The sequence below is a fragment of the Providencia sp. PROV003 genome, assembly GCF_045040775.1.
GTDB classification, from domain to species: Bacteria; Pseudomonadota; Gammaproteobacteria; order Enterobacterales; family Enterobacteriaceae; genus Providencia; species Providencia huashanensis.
The window spans coordinates 3,249,448-3,265,807 of record NZ_CP096369.1; the positions used below are offsets into that span (position 1 = coordinate 3,249,448).

Annotated in this window: 17 protein-coding genes; 6 read left to right on the forward strand and 11 right to left on the reverse strand. The window is 39.7% G+C overall.

Translation table 11 applies throughout. The annotated features are described in order from the left end of the window. Positions 1-235: 235 nt before the first annotated feature. The 5 genes from M1F14_RS14870 to M1F14_RS14890 all read right to left on the reverse strand — a co-directional run bounded on the left by M1F14_RS14870 (position 236) and on the right by M1F14_RS14890 (position 3,470). Positions 236-445 (reverse strand): hypothetical protein, encoded by a 210-nt coding sequence (locus M1F14_RS14870; protein WP_042843864.1) that lies wholly within the window; start codon positions 443-445, stop codon positions 236-238. A 478-nt stretch (positions 446-923) separates the two neighbouring features. Beyond that, a complete protein-coding gene (locus M1F14_RS14875) occupies positions 924-1,364 on the reverse strand; it encodes a YcgN family cysteine cluster protein (RefSeq protein ID WP_042843865.1) in 441 nt (146 codons plus the stop codon). Between the two features lie 20 nt (positions 1,365-1,384). After that, positions 1,385-2,041, reverse strand: coding sequence for a fumarylacetoacetate hydrolase family protein (locus M1F14_RS14880; RefSeq protein WP_042843866.1), 657 nt, complete (start codon positions 2,039-2,041; stop codon positions 1,385-1,387). 23 nt (positions 2,042-2,064) lie between these two features. After that, on the reverse strand, positions 2,065-3,153 hold the full coding sequence (locus M1F14_RS14885) for a lytic transglycosylase domain-containing protein (RefSeq protein ID WP_042843868.1): 1,089 nt from the start codon (positions 3,151-3,153) through the stop codon (positions 2,065-2,067). Between the two features lie 47 nt (positions 3,154-3,200). Continuing rightward, positions 3,201-3,470: a YcgL domain-containing protein gene (locus tag M1F14_RS14890; RefSeq protein WP_042843869.1), complete on the reverse strand. Its 270-nt coding sequence runs from the start codon at positions 3,468-3,470 to the stop codon at positions 3,201-3,203. Between the two features lie 129 nt (positions 3,471-3,599). On the opposite strand from M1F14_RS14890, the gene minC reads away from it, so the two are divergent. The 3 genes from minC to minE are packed head-to-tail and all read left to right on the forward strand — an operon-like array spanning position 3,600 to position 5,428. Beyond that, positions 3,600-4,301, forward strand: coding sequence for a septum site-determining protein MinC (gene minC / locus M1F14_RS14895; RefSeq protein ID WP_042843871.1), 702 nt, complete (start codon positions 3,600-3,602; stop codon positions 4,299-4,301). 23 nt (positions 4,302-4,324) lie between these two features. Continuing rightward, positions 4,325-5,140 carry a septum site-determining protein MinD gene (minD, locus tag M1F14_RS14900; RefSeq protein WP_042843872.1) on the forward strand — a complete coding sequence of 272 codons (816 nt, stop codon included), beginning with the start codon at positions 4,325-4,327 and terminating at the stop codon, positions 5,138-5,140. Between the two features lie 3 nt (positions 5,141-5,143). Continuing rightward, positions 5,144-5,428 carry a cell division topological specificity factor MinE gene (gene minE, locus M1F14_RS14905; protein ID WP_042843873.1) on the forward strand — a complete coding sequence of 95 codons (285 nt, stop codon included), beginning with the start codon at positions 5,144-5,146 and terminating at the stop codon, positions 5,426-5,428. A 202-nt stretch (positions 5,429-5,630) separates the two neighbouring features. On the opposite strand, the gene M1F14_RS14910 is transcribed toward minE, so the two are convergent. From M1F14_RS14910 to M1F14_RS14935, 6 genes are all read right to left on the reverse strand, one after another. Beyond that, positions 5,631-5,876, reverse strand: a complete 246-nt coding sequence (locus M1F14_RS14910) for a hypothetical protein (protein WP_042843874.1) — start codon at positions 5,874-5,876, stop codon at positions 5,631-5,633. A gap of 250 nt (positions 5,877-6,126) precedes the next feature. Further along, positions 6,127-7,248: a ribonuclease D gene (rnd, locus tag M1F14_RS14915; RefSeq protein WP_042843875.1), complete on the reverse strand. Its 1,122-nt coding sequence runs from the start codon at positions 7,246-7,248 to the stop codon at positions 6,127-6,129. Positions 7,249-7,333: 85 nt separating this feature from the next. Further along, complete coding sequence (fadD, locus tag M1F14_RS14920; protein WP_042843876.1) at positions 7,334-9,022, reverse strand: long-chain-fatty-acid--CoA ligase FadD; 1,689 nt, start codon at positions 9,020-9,022, stop codon at positions 7,334-7,336. A 420-nt stretch (positions 9,023-9,442) separates the two neighbouring features. Next, a complete protein-coding gene (locus M1F14_RS14925) occupies positions 9,443-10,039 on the reverse strand; it encodes a Slp family lipoprotein (protein ID WP_042843877.1) in 597 nt (198 codons plus the stop codon). A 244-nt stretch (positions 10,040-10,283) separates the two neighbouring features. Continuing rightward, positions 10,284-10,982 carry a tRNA (adenosine(37)-N6)-threonylcarbamoyltransferase complex dimerization subunit type 1 TsaB gene (gene tsaB / locus M1F14_RS14930; protein ID WP_181469256.1) on the reverse strand — a complete coding sequence of 233 codons (699 nt, stop codon included), beginning with the start codon at positions 10,980-10,982 and terminating at the stop codon, positions 10,284-10,286. A gap of 103 nt (positions 10,983-11,085) precedes the next feature. Beyond that, positions 11,086-13,002: an ATP-dependent DNA helicase gene (locus tag M1F14_RS14935; protein ID WP_048607135.1), complete on the reverse strand. Its 1,917-nt coding sequence runs from the start codon at positions 13,000-13,002 to the stop codon at positions 11,086-11,088. Positions 13,003-13,152: 150 nt separating this feature from the next. Here M1F14_RS14935 and M1F14_RS14940 point away from each other — a divergent pair, with 150 nt between their 5' ends. The 3 genes from M1F14_RS14940 to M1F14_RS14950 all read left to right on the forward strand — a co-directional run bounded on the left by M1F14_RS14940 (position 13,153) and on the right by M1F14_RS14950 (position 16,360). After that, positions 13,153-13,500 (forward strand): RidA family protein, encoded by a 348-nt coding sequence (locus M1F14_RS14940; protein WP_042843880.1) that lies wholly within the window; start codon positions 13,153-13,155, stop codon positions 13,498-13,500. A 356-nt stretch (positions 13,501-13,856) separates the two neighbouring features. Then, a complete protein-coding gene (locus tag M1F14_RS14945) occupies positions 13,857-14,582 on the forward strand; it encodes a gluconate 2-dehydrogenase subunit 3 family protein (protein ID WP_048607134.1) in 726 nt (241 codons plus the stop codon). Between the two features lie 2 nt (positions 14,583-14,584). Further along, complete coding sequence (locus M1F14_RS14950; RefSeq protein ID WP_048607132.1) at positions 14,585-16,360, forward strand: GMC family oxidoreductase; 1,776 nt, start codon at positions 14,585-14,587, stop codon at positions 16,358-16,360.

Below are 16,360 nucleotides of genomic sequence, written 5' to 3' on the forward strand. Positions count from 1 at the left end.
ACCGTAAATATCACCTTTTAGTAGGTAAAAATACTACACGTTAGTGTTGTATATTAAAAATGTCATTATTATTTTGGATACGACAATTTGTGTCGATAAGATAAAAAAGAATCTAAGGGTTTAGACTCTTTCTGCTATATGGAAGGAATACATAGGATTATAGTTAGTTAATTTTAGTGATTTTAGTCTATATCTAGTAAGAAAAAGAGAGGACTTATCACCCCAAGCGGCCTTATTATTTACGCTTTCTACTATCAAAAATAACAATTAATACACCAAAAAAAGCAACCAACAAACTACCAATAATATAATTTTGCCTATCAAATGCTAAGCCTGTGTCTTTAATCGACTCTCCATAAACAATAGGGATACTAACATCCATATTATAAGAAATAATCGCTGTAATTAACCCAATGATTGTGAGCACAACACCAAACGTTTTCATTCCAGACCCTCAAATCACTTCTGTTAAAATAGGGTAGCGAACTATCTTTATAAAAGCAAAGCAAGGAGCCGCTAGTTGTGCGGCTGTTATTATAAATAGGCTTTTTTTTGCGTAACTACAATAATAAATGTGTTCTAAGGCACAGTTTAATTGGAAATTACAGCTTAATAAATGGAGTGTTTTTAATAAGCTAAAACAATCGAGTGATATTAATAAATAATTTTTTATCGTTAAAGTCAACATATGAAATAATATTTATGCTTAAAACTGACATTATTTCAAAATAGTTCTTTCGATATTATTGATTCTATTTAACTCAATAATATCTAAAATGTATAAAGCATCATCTCTGCATACTGACAGAATTTTTCGATAAAAACCCCAAGAGCAGGCAATAAAGATGCATTGATGAGAATAGATAAAGCTGCGGTTAGTAAAGAGATACCCATTAAAATTACCTTACCAATGAGGGGGAATATTACCCCCTACCCATAGGCCGGTTCATAATGTGTTCTTCCCAATCCACCACATCAATTTCTTTTACAGCAATATGGCGAACCGAAATACCCTCACTATGCATCGCAGCTTTTGAACCTGTTTTCAATGGATGCCAAGCAGGGAGCGACTTACCTTCAAGTAACAAACGATAAGCACACGTATTGGGTAACCACTCAAACGTTTCTAAATTATAACGATTAAGTTTAATACAGTCCGCTTCATAACTAAACCTGTCTTCATAATGCTTACATTGACATGTTTTTAAATTTAGCTGATTGCAAGCTACATTAGTAAAATAGATTTCATCAGTGTCTTCATCCATTAATTTGTGTAAGCAACATTGCCCACACCCATCACAGAGAGACTCCCATTCCTCATCCGTCATTTCATCCAATGTTTTAACTTGCCAAAACTGCGACATAATACTAATTAATCCTATAATTAAATAATTCGAGTAGTCAACGAATGATCATTTATCGATAACTTCAGCATATCACCAGAAGCCAATGGGCCTACACCTTCAGGAGTCCCAGTCAAAATGACATCCCCTGCACGTAGAGTAAAGAAACGGGACATATAGCTAATCAGTGGTAAAATTGGGGTGATCATATCACGCGTCGAGCCGCTTTGGCGAACTTCACCATTAATTTCCAAAGAAAGCTCAATATTTTGTAGGTCATTCGGGTTACTAACAGGAATAAAACCAGAAATTGGGCAAGAACCGTCAAAAGCTTTGCTTTTTTCCCATGGCTGCCCTGCTTGCTTAAATTTAGCTTGTAGATCCCGTAATGTTAAATCCAGAGCAACTGCATAACCGACAATAGAACGCGAAACTCGGTCTTCATCGGCATTTTTTAACGGCATACCAATTAAAATTGCCATTTCAATTTCATGGTGAACCTCACCAAAATCTTTTGGAATAACAATTGATTGTGTAATATCGCATAAAGCTGTTTCTGGCTTAATAAAAACCACAGGCTCTTCAGGAACCGCTGACCCCATCTCTTTAATATGCTTTGCATAGTTACTACCCACACAAACTACTTTGTTTGCTGGGAAATCAAGTAACGCACCTTGCCAATCACGATGTTGATACATAAGGGGACTCCTATCTACTATCATTATTTTATTTTGTTAGCGATGCCATCTGCCATCATACAAACACTCAGTGCAAAATAATATGAGCGGTTCCAATGCATAATGGTGCGAAAGTTTTCAGTCACTAAAAATGTTCTCCCTTCTGGATCATCAGGGATAACTACCCATGTTTTCACGTCTGGAGATAATTGCGCACTTGTAGGCAATTTAACACCTAATTGTTGCCATTCGCTCACTGTTTTCCCTTGTTCAGTTTTTACGCCTTCCAGAGTTCGATTGAAATCAGCAGGTAAAGTGACTTGATAACCCCAAGGTAATTGTGATTGCCAGCCCTCAGTTGATAGGTAATTGGCAATAGAGGCAAAAACATCGGCCTTATTAGCCCATATATCCATTTTCCCATCGCCATCGCCATCTGCGGCATAGGATAAGTATGAGGTTGGCATAAATTGGCTCTGCCCCATCGCCCCGGCCCATGAACCTTTCAATTGCTGGTCTTCTGGAATGAAGCCTTTATCCATTATTTCAAGTGCGGCTAATAATTGTTTACTAAAAAGCGCCTCTCTACGCCCTTCGAACGACAGTGTCGCAAGAGCAGAAATGACATCCTCTTTCCCTTGAGAGCGCCCAAATCCACTTTCTAATCCCCATAACGATACAATAAATTGGGGTGGCACCCCATATTTTTGGCTAGTGGAATCCAACAAGTTTTTATTTTCTAAGTATTTATTATACCCTGCGTTAACCCGTGATTGTGGCAAGACATTTTTTAAATAGCTGGCTAATGTAACGGTCGCTCTTTTTTCTGGCTGACCTTTATCTGCTTTTACCACTCGCTCTATAAAATGTATATTAGCAAAGGCTCGCTCAATCGTTGCGGGTTTAATCCCTTGTGCAACAGCATGTTCTTTTAGTAATTCCACATAGGCAGGAAATTGCTCTGGTTCACGTTGTTCAATTGGAAATGCTTTATCTAGCGCGGCAACTTCTTGAATTATTGCCTCGTTTTGTTTTGCAGTAATCGGTTGAGTTACCACGGATTCAGGTTGTGTCGCAGAACAACTTGCTAAAAGCAAACCAGCGACTAATGTATATAATAATGTTGGTTTCATTCGTATCCTCCAGACAGAATTACTTTTCAGGATTTTCTTAATTTGCTTCAGTTATTCAGTTCTTTGTGTTCTGAAAGCAAATTTTCCACCGGAGGTGGGAATTGTAGGTAATAACCAACATCGATAAGATCGGCCTTAACACGTGCTAAGTCAGCATTGGCAAGCCTGTCGCGTTTATCCAACGCAATAAGCATAGCAAATTGTGGTGTTCCAAATTGGGCTAATAAGTCCTCAGGAACCCGTGAAAAATCATCTTTCTTTTCAATATAAAGATAAGTTTGCTCACGCTTAGGGCTTCTATAAATTGCACAAATCATTATATTTAACTCTTTTTCTTAGTTCATTAGCTTGCTTGAAGAATACAGTAACTATAACATGCTATTGTTTTACAGAATATCTTCACCCGAGGATTGTTTCGGAAATTTTAATTTGCTGAGTCTAGATAGATGCCACAATCGCCAATAGAACTTAAAGGCAGCAGTTTTACTCTTTCAGTAATTCACTTATACAGTGAAGAGCCTAAACTCATCAAAAAAGCGCTGCAAGATAAAGTAAGTCAAGCTCCTGACTTCTTTAAAAATGCCCCTGTCGTAATTAATATTGCTGAACTATCACCAAATGTAGACTTATCGAGTATTCACAAGTCCGTTATTTCAGCTGGTTTACGAATTGTCGGTGTCAGCGGATGTACTGACCCACAGTTACGACAAAAAGCAAATGATGTTGGTTTACCGGTATTGAATGAAGGTAAAAGCCAAAAACCTGTTGAAGTGCAAGCTGAAACTCAGGTTACGACGGTTCAAACTGAGCCGCTGTATCGTAAAACTCGAATTATAAATACCCCTGTTCGTTCTGGGCAACGCATTTACGCACCAAATAGTGATCTAATCGTCACAAGTAATGTGAGCGCAGGTGCAGAACTGTTAGCAGATGGTAATATTCATATATATGGCATGATGAGAGGTCGCGCATTAGCAGGTGCCTCTGGTGATGTTGAAAGCCAGATTTACTGTACTCACTTGCAAGCTGAATTAGTTTCAATTGCAGGTGAATATTGGTTGAGCGATCAAATCCCTGCTGATTATCTTGCCAAAGCAACTAAACTTCGTTTAGTTGATAATAAACTTAACATCGAATATTTAATTTAGACCTTATTTACAAGGAATTATTCATGGCACGCATAATTGTAGTGACTTCTGGTAAAGGTGGCGTTGGTAAAACCACTTCAAGCGCGGCCATAGCTACTGGCCTGGCACAAAAAGGAAACAAAACGGTAGTGATCGATTTTGATATCGGCCTACGTAACCTTGACCTTATTATGGGGTGTGAACGTCGAGTAGTGTATGACTTCGTGAACGTCATCCAAGGTGACGCTACCCTAAATCAGGCACTGATTAAAGATAAACGCACCGAAAACCTATTTATTTTACCCGCTTCACAAACTCGCGACAAAGATGCATTAACTCGTGAGGGGGTCGCTAAAGTCCTTGATGAATTAAGTGATAACTTGGGCTTTGACTTTATCGTTTGTGACTCACCAGCTGGTATTGAAAGTGGCGCATTAATGGCGCTCTACTTTGCTGATGAAGCTATTATTACTACAAACCCAGAAGTTTCTTCCGTCCGTGACTCTGACCGTATTTTAGGTATTTTAGCCTCTAAATCACGTCGTGCTGAAAGAGGTGAAGAGCCAATTAAAGAACATTTACTACTGACTCGTTATAACCCAGGCCGTGTTACCCGCGGTGATATGCTAAGTATGGAAGATGTACTTGAAATCCTTTGCATTCCTTTAATTGGTGTTATTCCTGAAGATCAATCGGTACTGCGCTCATCTAACCAAGGTGAACCCGTTATTTTAGATACTGAGTCCGAAGCGGGCCAAGCGTATGATGATTGTGTTGCACGTATTTTAGGCGAAGAACGCCCTATCCGTTTCATTGAAGAAGAGAAAAAAGGTTTCTTAAAACGCCTATTTGGGGGATAAATAATGGCTTTATTGGATTTCTTTCTGTCGAGAAAAAAACCGACAGCGAATATCGCAAAAGAGCGATTGCAAATCATCGTTGCAGAACGTCGCCGTGGTGATAGTGAACCCCCATATCTGGCCGATATGAAACGCGATATTCTGCAAGTTATTTGTAAATATGTTCAGGTTGACCCTGATATGTTATCAGTGCAGTTTGAACAAAAAGGCGATGATATCTCTGTTCTAGAGCTCAATGTTACGTTACCTGAAGGTGACGAAATAAAAAGTTCAACAGCTGAAAAATAATTTGCAAAGAAGCCGCTATTTACTATGGCGGCTTGCTTTTCAACCCAAGCATTACATCGCTGTGATGCCAGTCTTTCTATCTTATTATTTCTCTAATGAGAAATAATAAGATAGGCTGTTCAATTTATTCTCACTCTATGAGCTTTTCTTGGGCTGATTCAAATTAATTTTTGTTTTTGATGACCTGTCTTTGCTATACGTTTCACTGTTTTTTTGCGACCTCAATTAGTGCGCTTTCCAATTCAACTGGCGAACTCATTAATCCACTCGAACCAACAAGGGGGTCTTCAGTTTTAGCGATTTGTTTTTCAACCAGTAATTGAGATAAAGCAACCGTTATGACATCTGAATTAATCGGTACCAATATTTTTGCAGATACTGAACTGCTCCGTAGACTGTAATAAGTTAGCCCACCATGTAGCAATAATGAGACAATAACTGCATACAAAAAACGTGAAATAGTGGTTTATTTTCAGTTTATTAAAAAATAACCTTATAGTAATTAATTATATTATCCCCCTTTACTCTTTTTTGTTTGTTTATTTTTAAGAGTAAATTTAATTAAAAACCAATTTTAATTTAAATATAGCAGACGATTAACTAGAATTTATTTGTTAGAGTAATTAAATGAAATGATAATATAACTGAAAAGGATGTTTTTAGTAGGTACAAGGGAAAACCCCCTGTACCTTAAACGATTATACGTTTGTTAGTAACTTTGAAATAGGTTTTGCAAGCAACTTTCCACGCCAACCATCGAGAAGCTCAGGGGGCGTTGCCGAAGTTTTTAGCCCCCAATGTAAAGAAAGTAACTGGTTAATCTGCCTTCTTGAGGCTAATAATTCTGCATTAAATTTTTCATTTTCAGCGATATCTTTGACGATAGCTTTAATTTCTTTAAAGAGATTTTTATATTCACTTTGTTCAGTAATATTTGCCACAGGTGCAGGATATTGGCTTGCATCAAGTTTTTTAGCTTGATCCACAATAGCTAACAAACGCTTACCGTGACAACGGATTTCTTGCCCCGTCAAACCTAAGCTATCAAGTTCGCCGAGAGAACCCGGTAAAAAACGAGCCACTTTCCACAAGTGCTCTTCTTTTACAACAAAGTTAATTGCCATATCACGAGCTTTTGCCTGATTTAATCGCCATGCCGCGAGTAACTGTAAACACGCGAGTTGTTCATCACGTAATTGCCAAGCATTATGAATATTTAGGTATGCTTTTTCCGGTTTGAGTGTTTTTTGACGACGAGCGACAACACGTTGGCACTCATCTTTAACATCTTCTAAATACCCAGCCTCCATCACTTTAGCCATCAGGATTTCAGCTAATGGTAGTAAATACAGCACATCCGCTGTTGCGTAATCACACTGTTTTTCACTCAATGGGCGCGCTAACCAATCAGTACGAGACTCACTTTTATCCAACTCAATTCCCAGATGTTCTGATACCAACGACGCAAAACCACACGAAATAGGATACCCTAAAAAAGCCGCTATAATTTGCGTGTCAATCATGGGTTCAGGAACGCAGCCGAAATCATGCATAAAGACTTCGAGATCTTCACTGCCCGCATGTAAGAACTTAATTTGATTTGGGTTAGTCAAAAGTGCTTTGAACGGGCTAAAATCCGTTATTGATAACGGGTCAATCAACGAAACTTGCTTTCCATCATACAGCTGTAGCAAACCTAATTGAGGATAATACGTTCTGGTACGAACAAACTCGGTATCCAACGCAAGCCATGGCGCATGGCTCGCTTCTTGACATATTTGGGCTAGTTCACTATCTGTAGTTACTAAACGATAATTCAAAACAAGTTTCTCTTTTTATATTTTCATCACAGTAACGCCGGTATAAACCGGCGTTACTTATTATCTTTATGAGACTAAACCATCATCATACTGGTGTTTTATCTCTTTGCAATTTTTCTTCATCACGCAGATCTTTACGTAAAATTTTACCTACGTTAGATTTTGGTAATTCATCACGAAATTCAAATAACTTAGGCACTTTATACGCGGTTAACGAACGACGGCAAAAGGTTTTAAGTTCATCAGCAGTTAAATTCGTATTTTTCGTCACAACAAACACTTTAACGGCTTCCCCTGTACTTTCGCTAGGAACACCAATTGCAGCGCATTCAATCACATCAGGGTGTGCCGAAATGACATCTTCAATTTCATTTGGATAAACATTAAAACCAGAAACAATAATCATGTCCTTTTTGCGATCAACAATGCGAATATAGCCTTCAGTATCTATTTCAGCGATATCCCCTGTCGCTAACCAGCCATCAACGATGGCCTCCGCGGTTGAGTCAGGGCGATTCCAATACCCTTTCATAACCTGAGGGCCTTTTACCCACATTTCACCGGGTTCACCAATGGCAACTTCATGACCATCATCATCAAGGAATTTAACATCAGTTGATGGAACAGGTAAACCAATACTTCCACTATAAGACGTTAAGGTATAGGGGTTCCCCGTCACTAATGGTGAACATTCTGTCAAACCATACCCTTCAAGCAAATGTTTCCCGGTGAGCTGCTGCCATTTTTCAGCCACTGCTTTTTGTACTGGCATCCCCCCACCAACCGAAAGACGTAAACGTGAAAAATCTAACTTCTTAAATTCATCATTATGAAGCCATGCATTAAATAATGTATTCACCCCAGTAATGGATGTAACAGGATAACGCCCTAATTGCTTCACCGTGTCTGGTACATCACGCGGGTTAGTTATAAGTAAATTGACTCCCCCAACATTGATGAATAACAAACAGTTCACCATCAGCGCAAATACATGGTAAAGAGGTAATGCAGTCACAACAAACTCTTCCCCAAACTTCAACACAGGGCCGTAAGCTGCTCTCGCTTGTTCTAAATTCGCTAACATATTGCGATGGGTTAACATCGCGCCTTTGGCAACCCCTGTTGTTCCCCCCGTGTATTGCAAGAAAGCCAAATCACTACCTGCAATGTTTGGTTTAATATATTGCATACGATAGCCATAATGCATTGCACGACGAAATGATATGGCATCGGGTAAATTGTATTTAGGAACTAAGCGTTTCACATACTTAACAACAAAATCCACAATGGTCGCTTTTGGTCGTGAGAGTTGATCGCCCATTCGCGTCAAAATGACATGCTTAACTTTGGTGTTATAAACAATTTTTTCTAGCGTATGAGCAAAATTCGACACAATCACAATCGCTGCGGCACCGCTATCGTTTAGTTGATGTTCTAGTTCTCGCGGTGTATACAGTGGATTAACATTCACCACTACCATACCTGCCCGCAATATCCCAAACAAAGCAATAGGGTACTGCAAGAGGTTCGGCATCATTAATGCAACACGATCCCCTTTTTTTAGACCAAGCCCATTTTGCAAATAAGCAGCGAAAGCACGGCTTCTTTCCTCCAGCTTCCGATAAGTCATGACTGCGCCCATATTGATAAATGCAGGCTGATCAGCATATTGAGAAACCGCGTTTTCAAGTAACTCAGCCAAAGAGGCAAAGCGATCAGGATTGATTTCTTCCGGCACATCAGTAGGGTAATTTTTTAGCCAGATTTTTTCCAAAATGTTACTCCTGAATTTAGTGAATTTATTATACTCAACACATGTTTTAACAAATTATTAACTCAGCGTACCAGTTTGAAAAACAGACAATGTCAAGGTTGAGACCTCTATCACTAAATAAATTTTATTCTTCTAAGAAAAAACAAGGCGGTCTATGCCGCCTTGTTTGTCTTAAGATTAATTAAATAGATGTAAATCTATACAAGATAACGTAATTATACACCGAACTACACTAAGTTTGGAGAGCTTATCGATGCTTAATAACTTGCCATATCAAAAAAAGATAGTTTTAGTGGTATAAAAGACTGCCGAAGAACGCCATTATTTATCTTCAAGCACAAAAAAAGGCCATTACTTTAAAGGTAACAGCCTTTTCCTTTTTACTTAGTGAGTCTTAAGTTCAAAAACAGAGATAAAATATTACTCAGTTAAGTAAGTGTGAACCTGAGCCGGGCCGCCTGGATAGCCATATCCCCACCCCCAAGGATGGTTATAATAGTAAGGGTCCCCGTAGTAGCCATAATTCCACGGCCCACTCGGTGGTATCATAACACTTTGTGCAATATTCCAACGTTGAAAACCTGTCACATCTAAAGTGACATATTTGTAAGGAACTTGCCCGACTTTACCTGGTTGTTCACCAGTGATTTTACCGACTACCGTGACGTAACGATTAGTGAAATCACTCGGCTCACGGAAACCATTCAAATAAGCATATATACGACCAATAGATGGAGCATTGAGTTCAGGTGCAGCATCGTATTTACTCAATGCCATCACCGCAATTTCTAAGCGAGTCCTTGTCGGCTCATTTGCCACAGCAAGGACTTTTCCACCAAAGCGTGCCTCTTGACCAATATACATTTCAGGTGCATTTTGTACGGATGTTAAGTTATCCGTAGGGTTTTGTACCGACCCTTGAATTGATGCGGGTATCGAGACGCACCCTGTTAGTGCTAATACGCTTGCGACAAAAAGACCTTTAAGTGCAGTGCGGCAGTTTAATTCAATATTCATAGACCACCTCCGATTAGCAATAGTATAATTTTATATTGTGTTGTTTAAAATAGTCTTAATTTGAGACAACACAATATGTTAAACAGGCATACATTACCTTTTAATAATAACCTATCTTTTTAAACAATTCGATTTGTATTTTAATTTATCAAGATATTATGTATTACCTAAATTAGATAATAAATTGGCTATATATTTAGTGATAAGATACAGCCAATTCAATTTTTGATGACTTCTGCTGAACTTATTCTCTACCGGGCAATTTTTTCCAAGTCACTTCATTACGCAAATAAGTTGGTTCTACATTTTCAACTGCAATCGCTTTACCTTGTTGCCATAACTGTGCAGCAATTGGCAGCATGTCTTGCGCATCAGGTAACGTCACCTGACTATCACTCAATGCCTTATCGCCAGCTAATAATGTTGGATAAGCTGCCCAACCTGTACCGGCATAGCACCATTGCCCAGTCAATGAGGTGAATTGGGCTTTAAAGTCATCAGGTTGTAGAACAGCTTCTGTGCCTTCACCTAACCATTGCCTATCTACAACATATTGATATTGAGCACAATAGATTTCAGACATACGTGCATCAATGGCAACTAGGACTTGCGTTTGCCCCGTGAGACGTAATGCACCTTGAGCGAGTGTCATTAATGAAGAAACACCAATCATTGGCAAATCAGCACCTAATGCTAACCCTTGTGCTATCCCTACACCAATGCGCACTCCCGTGAAACTACCCGGGCCACGACCAAATGCTAATGCATCTAACTGGTTTAGCCCCATACCTGCTTCGGCCAAAACCTCTTCAACCATGGGTAAAACTTTTTGTGTATGTTCACGAGGGGAAATAGCAAAGCGTGAAATGATTTCACCATCACCCCAAAGTGCAACTGAACATGCTTCGGTTGCTGTATCAACAGCAAGAATACGGGTCGACATGCCTAAACTCCGGCAAATTAATAATTTTTGATTAAAAGATGTTATGCATATTAACACAAACAACTTCCGTAACAGCAGAAAAACGCCAAGGAATTGACTCTTTTTAGGGAGACTGTCGCCTTTTTTCTTCAAGAAATTCGATAGCCTTGGTTACGCTTCTCGTCCGTGGAGATGGAGGAAGGCTGCGTAAAAATACCTCACCATAAGGACGAGTCACTAGGCGATTATCACAAATCACTATCACACCATAATCACTTGTATCACGAATTAACCGACCAACACCTTGTTTTAAGGTAATAACAGCATCAGGTAGCTGTACATCGGCAAAAGGGTCGCCACCGCGTAATTCACAGTCTTCAATTCGCGCCCTCAATAAGGGGTCATCTGGTGCCGTAAATGGCAGTTTATCAATAATCACACAAGTAAGTTCATCGCCACGTACATCTACCCCTTCCCAGAAACTACTTGTTGCGACTAACACAGCGTTTCCTGCCGCAATAAACTGAGATAACAGTTTGTTCTTACTGCTCTCCCCTTGCATTAATACGGGTAACGTTAATGAGGCTTTAAATTCTTCGGCTAATTCACGCATCATCACATGAGATGTACACAAAAAGAAGCACCGCCCTTGGTTTTTCTCGATTAAAGGCCGTAACATCGTTGCCAGTTTTTGCGCAACTCCGCGTTGATTCGGTTCCGGTAAAAAACGCGGCACACACAACAACGTTTGACGTTGATAATCAAATGGGCTCGCCAGTAATAATGTTTTGGCTTTAACCAAACCTAAGCGGTCTGTAAAATGACTTAGCTTTTCATTGACAGATAACGTTGCTGATGTGAAAACCCAACTCGCAGGTGTGCTATTAATCATCTCACTAAATTTTTCTGCGACCGTTAATGGGGTCAAAGCGAGTAAAAAATGACGTCCATAGCTTTCAAACCAATAACTGTAGCCAGCAATAGAAACATCTTTAAGCCGGTTTAGCCGGTTGCGATACATAGTCACTCGCTCGAAAATAGAATCTAAGCTTTGAGAGCGCCCTAAAGAGGTTTTAATTACCTCATAGCATAATTCTAATGAATCATCGAGTAATGTCAGCGCCCTTTGCACTGCAGGTAGCTTAAGTAAGTCACGTAAGTTCCCACGGAAGCTGTTTTCCCCCAAATTCAACCTAAAATCTAACGTGCTTTGCGTTAGCCTATCCGCACTTTTTTGCAGTTGTACTTGGTCTTTCAACTCCGTTCGATACGTCATGACCATATCCCGGGCAAGGTCAAGTAATTGACGACTACTTAACTGTTGGCCAAAATATTGGCTGGCAATATCTGGAATTTGGTGTGCTTCATCAAAAATCATCACCTCTGCTTGGGGGATTAGTTCCCCAAACCCCGTATCTTTGACGACTCTATCCGCCATGAATAAATGATGATTGACGACGACAATATCCGCTTCTAAAGCTTTACGGCGAGCTTTGAGAACAAAACACTCTTTATAACGAGGGCAATCACTTCCCAGACAATTATCATTGGTACTAGTGACTAGTGGCCAAACCGGGCTATCCTCAGCAATATCATGGCAAGTACTGGTGTCGCCTAACTCAGACTCTATTGACCAACTACGTAACCTAACAACGGCAGATAAAATTTCTGGTTCGAGGCTTCCGCCACCTAATGATTGCTGATCTAACCTTTCTAAACACAAGTAATTGGAGCGCCCTTTCAATAAAGCTGTGCGCCCAGTATAGTTCATCGCTTCGATTATTGAGGGTAAATCCCGATGATATAATTGATCCTGTAGTGCTTTTGACCCTGTTGAAACAATAACTTTTTTCCCACTACGCAATGCTGGCACTAAATAAGCATAGGTTTTTCCTGTTCCCGTTCCCGCTTCAGCCACCAGCACCTGTTGCTGTTCAATCGACTCAGCTACGGCTTTGGACATAGTAACCTGAGCTTCACGAGGTTGAAAACCAGGAATTGTTCTGGCTAAAAAGCCATCCGCAGAAAAATCATCGTGCACAACAAAAACCTATTTATCAAAAAAATGAGTAGCACACTTTACCATGAGTTGGCTTACCCTGCTGAGCTAATTAATACTTGGTTGAACAACTGATTTTCATCCGGCTATCAAGCTGCTATTCTTGAGTTACATGTATAATAAGGAATGATTATGTCCATTAAACGTATTGACCCAGATAATCGTTGGTCTGAAGCTGTTATTCATAATAATGTTGTTTACTACACCAGCGTGCCAGAAAACCTCGATGCCGATATCGTGGCGCAAACCGCCAATACACTTGCTGCAATTGATGTCATGTTAGAGCGTATAGGTTCGGATAAAAGCAAAATCCTCGATGCAACAATTTTCTTGGCTGATAAAGCTGATTTTGCTGGGATGAACCAAGCATGGGATGCATGGGTCGTTGCGGGAAGTGCACCTGTACGTTGTACTGTACAGGCATTATTGATGAAGCCTGAATATAAAGTTGAAATAAAGATAATTGCTGCAATTGATTGATTTTATATTTAAAAATAAGTGATTGTAGGGTTAGCTTAGGAGTCCTAGTAACGAAACTGGGGCTCTAAACTAAAAATATACCCTTTAAATTTAAAACTGCCTCCTGTCTGCAATCGCCCGCGAATAAAATAGCTCAAGCAGCATCCCAATTTTCTCAATCCAGCTTCCCTTATTAACAATTTATTGCCACTAAAATCTGCGTTTTGTTACATAAAACACATTTAGAAACCTTTTTTAGGCAAATATCCCTCATTGAAATAAACGACTATAAATTTTAGATAGTTCTATCTTCTATCGCACACTAAAAGAAACTTATGTGTTTATTTAAATTAATAGATCATAACTGGGATAGTAATATGAGCAAAAAAGAAAACGTACCTCCTAGGCGAATTTTTTTACAAAAAACATTAGCTATCATTCCGCTTACCGCGCTAGGCAGCAATCTAATAACCATGGACAGTTTAGCTGCTACATCTCATTCACCCAATAATTTATCAACGCTATATTCCCCGCTTTTTTTTAATGAAATTGAGTGGCAATTCGTTCTTGCTGCCACCAATAGGCTTATTCCTGCCGACCAATATGGCCCAGGTGCCGTCGATGAAGGTATCCCTATTTTTATTGATAAACAAATGGAACAACCTTATGGATATGGGCATCTTTGGTATATGCATGGCCCCTTTGCAACTAGTGTTCCAGAATTAGGTTATCAATCTCCGTTAACCCCTCGTGATTTATGGCGCAATGGGATTCAGGATGTCAATGTATGGTGTCAACAACACCACAATAAAATGTTCGCTGAACTAGAAACGGCAGAGCAAGATGAAATACTCACTCAGCTTGAAAATGGCGCGCTTGAACTTTCATCCGTTCCAAGCGAACTGTTCTTCACACAAATGCTTGAAAATACAAAAGAGGGCTATTTTTCTGACCCGATTCATGGCGGAAATCAAACGATGGCTTCGTGGAAATTAATTGGGTTCCCTGGTGCTAGAGCTGATTATCAACAAGTTATGGATAATCCTGGTCAACCGTACCCATTAGGGCCCGTGAGTATTTCAGGTAAGAAAAGAGGGATATAGCCATGGAAATTAAAAAAGATCCTGTTGATATTGTCATTGTGGGTTTTGGTTGGACTGGGTCATTAATGGCCATGGAGCTCGCCAATACAGGTCTAAAAATAGTCGCTCTTGAACGAGGTGAAAAACGGGATACTTATCCTGATTTTGCTTATCCTCGAATTGCAGATGAATTGACTTATGGTATTCGACTGAAATTATTCCAAAATATATCTGGAGAAACCATAACGGTAAGGCATAAACAATCAGACACTGCGCTGCCTTATCGGCGTTTAGGCTCTTTCTTGCCCGGAAATGGGGTTGGTGGTGCGGGTGTTCACTGGAATGGCATGCTTTGGCGACCGTTACATGCAGATATCAAAATGCGCAGTACTGTTATTGAAAAGTATGGGGCTGACTTTATTCCATCGGACATGACTGTACAGGATTATCCTTTTAGTTATGAAGAAATGGAGCCCTATTTTGACAAATTTGAAAAAATTTGTGGAACTTCAGGCCAAGCCGGTAATATTAATGGCAAAATTTTGGATGGAGGAAACCCTTTCGAGTCTGAACGGAAAAACCCTTATCCAACTAAACCATTAAAAATGCAATATTCATCCATATTATTTAATGAAGCAGCAAAATCCCTTGGTTACCACCCTTTCCCAACACCAAGTGCTAACTGTACAGAGCCTTACGTCAACCCTTATGGCGTTCAACTTGGGGTTTGTAATTATTGTGGTTATTGTGAACGTTTTGGCTGTTTTAACTATTCTAAAGCATCCCCTCAAGCCTGTGTGCTCCCAGCATTAAGGCAACATAAGAACATTGAATTACGAACAAACTCACATGTTGTTCAAGTCAATATGGATTCGACGGGGAAAAAAGCAACGGGAGTCACTTATATAGATAGCCATGGGCAGCGTGTTGTACAGCCAGCAGACCTTGTTATCTTAAGTGCATTCCAATTACATAATGTCCGGCTACTTTTGTTATCGAATATAGGAAAGCCTTATAACCCTACTACAGGAGAAGGGGTTGTCGGTCGTAACTTTGCTTATCAAATGAACGGTGGAGTCACTTTATTTTACGATCAAAACCAATTCATGAATCCATTCGCCGCCGCGGGCTGCACAGGTAGTTTTATTGATAACTATAACGCTGAAAATTTTGACCATAGCCAACTAGGCTTTATCGGCGGTTCAACAATATCGACGACAACTTCAGGTGGACGCCCTATTCAGCAAATGACGATACCAAAAGATTCGCCAACATGGGGAACAGGTTGGAAAAAAGCTATTAAAGAAAATTATTTACACTCAATGCATATTGGGGCCTCAGGGTCTGTCATGCCTTATAAACAATGTTACCTAGACCTTGATCCAACTTACCAAGATAAGCATGGCCTACCACTGTTAAGAATGACATTCGATTGGCAACCCAACGAATTGAAAATGACTAACTTTGTCGGTTCTAAGGCTGAAGAAATAACAAAAAGAATGAACCCTAAACATTATGAAATGGGGTTTATGTCAATGGATGCGCATTATGATGTACGCCCATACCAATCAACCCATACCACCGGTGGTGCAGTGATGGGTGACTCCCCACAAAATAGTGTCGTAAATAAGTACATGCAAACTTGGGATGTTCCCAATGTATTTGTATTAGGGGCTTGTTGTTTTCCACAAAACCTTGCTTATAACCCAACCGGGATAGTGGGTGCGACAGCACTGTTTGCTGCAAACGCTATACGTGAACTTTATTTACCAAACCCAGGTCCTTTGGTTCAAGCCTAA

Bases quoted from the DNA above. Each gene is read 5' to 3' on its own strand.
- M1F14_RS14870 (WP_042843864.1), bottom strand. From the start codon at position 445: ATGAAAACGTTTGGTGTTGTGCTCACAATCATTGGGTTAATTACAGCG.
- M1F14_RS14875 (WP_042843865.1), bottom strand. From the start codon at position 1,364: ATGTCGCAGTTTTGGCAAGTTAAAACATTGGATGAAATGACGGATGAG.
- M1F14_RS14880 (WP_042843866.1), bottom strand. From the start codon at position 2,041: ATGTATCAACATCGTGATTGGCAAGGTGCGTTACTTGATTTCCCAGCA.
- M1F14_RS14885 (WP_042843868.1), bottom strand. From the start codon at position 3,153: ATGAAACCAACATTATTATATACATTAGTCGCTGGTTTGCTTTTAGCA.
- M1F14_RS14890 (WP_042843869.1), bottom strand. From the start codon at position 3,470: ATGATTTGTGCAATTTATAGAAGCCCTAAGCGTGAGCAAACTTATCTT.
- minC (WP_042843871.1), top strand. From the start codon at position 3,600: ATGCCACAATCGCCAATAGAACTTAAAGGCAGCAGTTTTACTCTTTCA.
- minD (WP_042843872.1), top strand. From the start codon at position 4,325: ATGGCACGCATAATTGTAGTGACTTCTGGTAAAGGTGGCGTTGGTAAA.
- minE (WP_042843873.1), top strand. From the start codon at position 5,144: ATGGCTTTATTGGATTTCTTTCTGTCGAGAAAAAAACCGACAGCGAAT.
- M1F14_RS14925 (WP_042843877.1), bottom strand. From the start codon at position 10,039: ATGAATATTGAATTAAACTGCCGCACTGCACTTAAAGGTCTTTTTGTC.
- tsaB (WP_181469256.1), bottom strand. From the start codon at position 10,982: ATGTCGACCCGTATTCTTGCTGTTGATACAGCAACCGAAGCATGTTCA.
- M1F14_RS14940 (WP_042843880.1), top strand. From the start codon at position 13,153: ATGTCCATTAAACGTATTGACCCAGATAATCGTTGGTCTGAAGCTGTT.
- M1F14_RS14945 (WP_048607134.1), top strand. From the start codon at position 13,857: ATGAGCAAAAAAGAAAACGTACCTCCTAGGCGAATTTTTTTACAAAAA.
- M1F14_RS14950 (WP_048607132.1), top strand. From the start codon at position 14,585: ATGGAAATTAAAAAAGATCCTGTTGATATTGTCATTGTGGGTTTTGGT.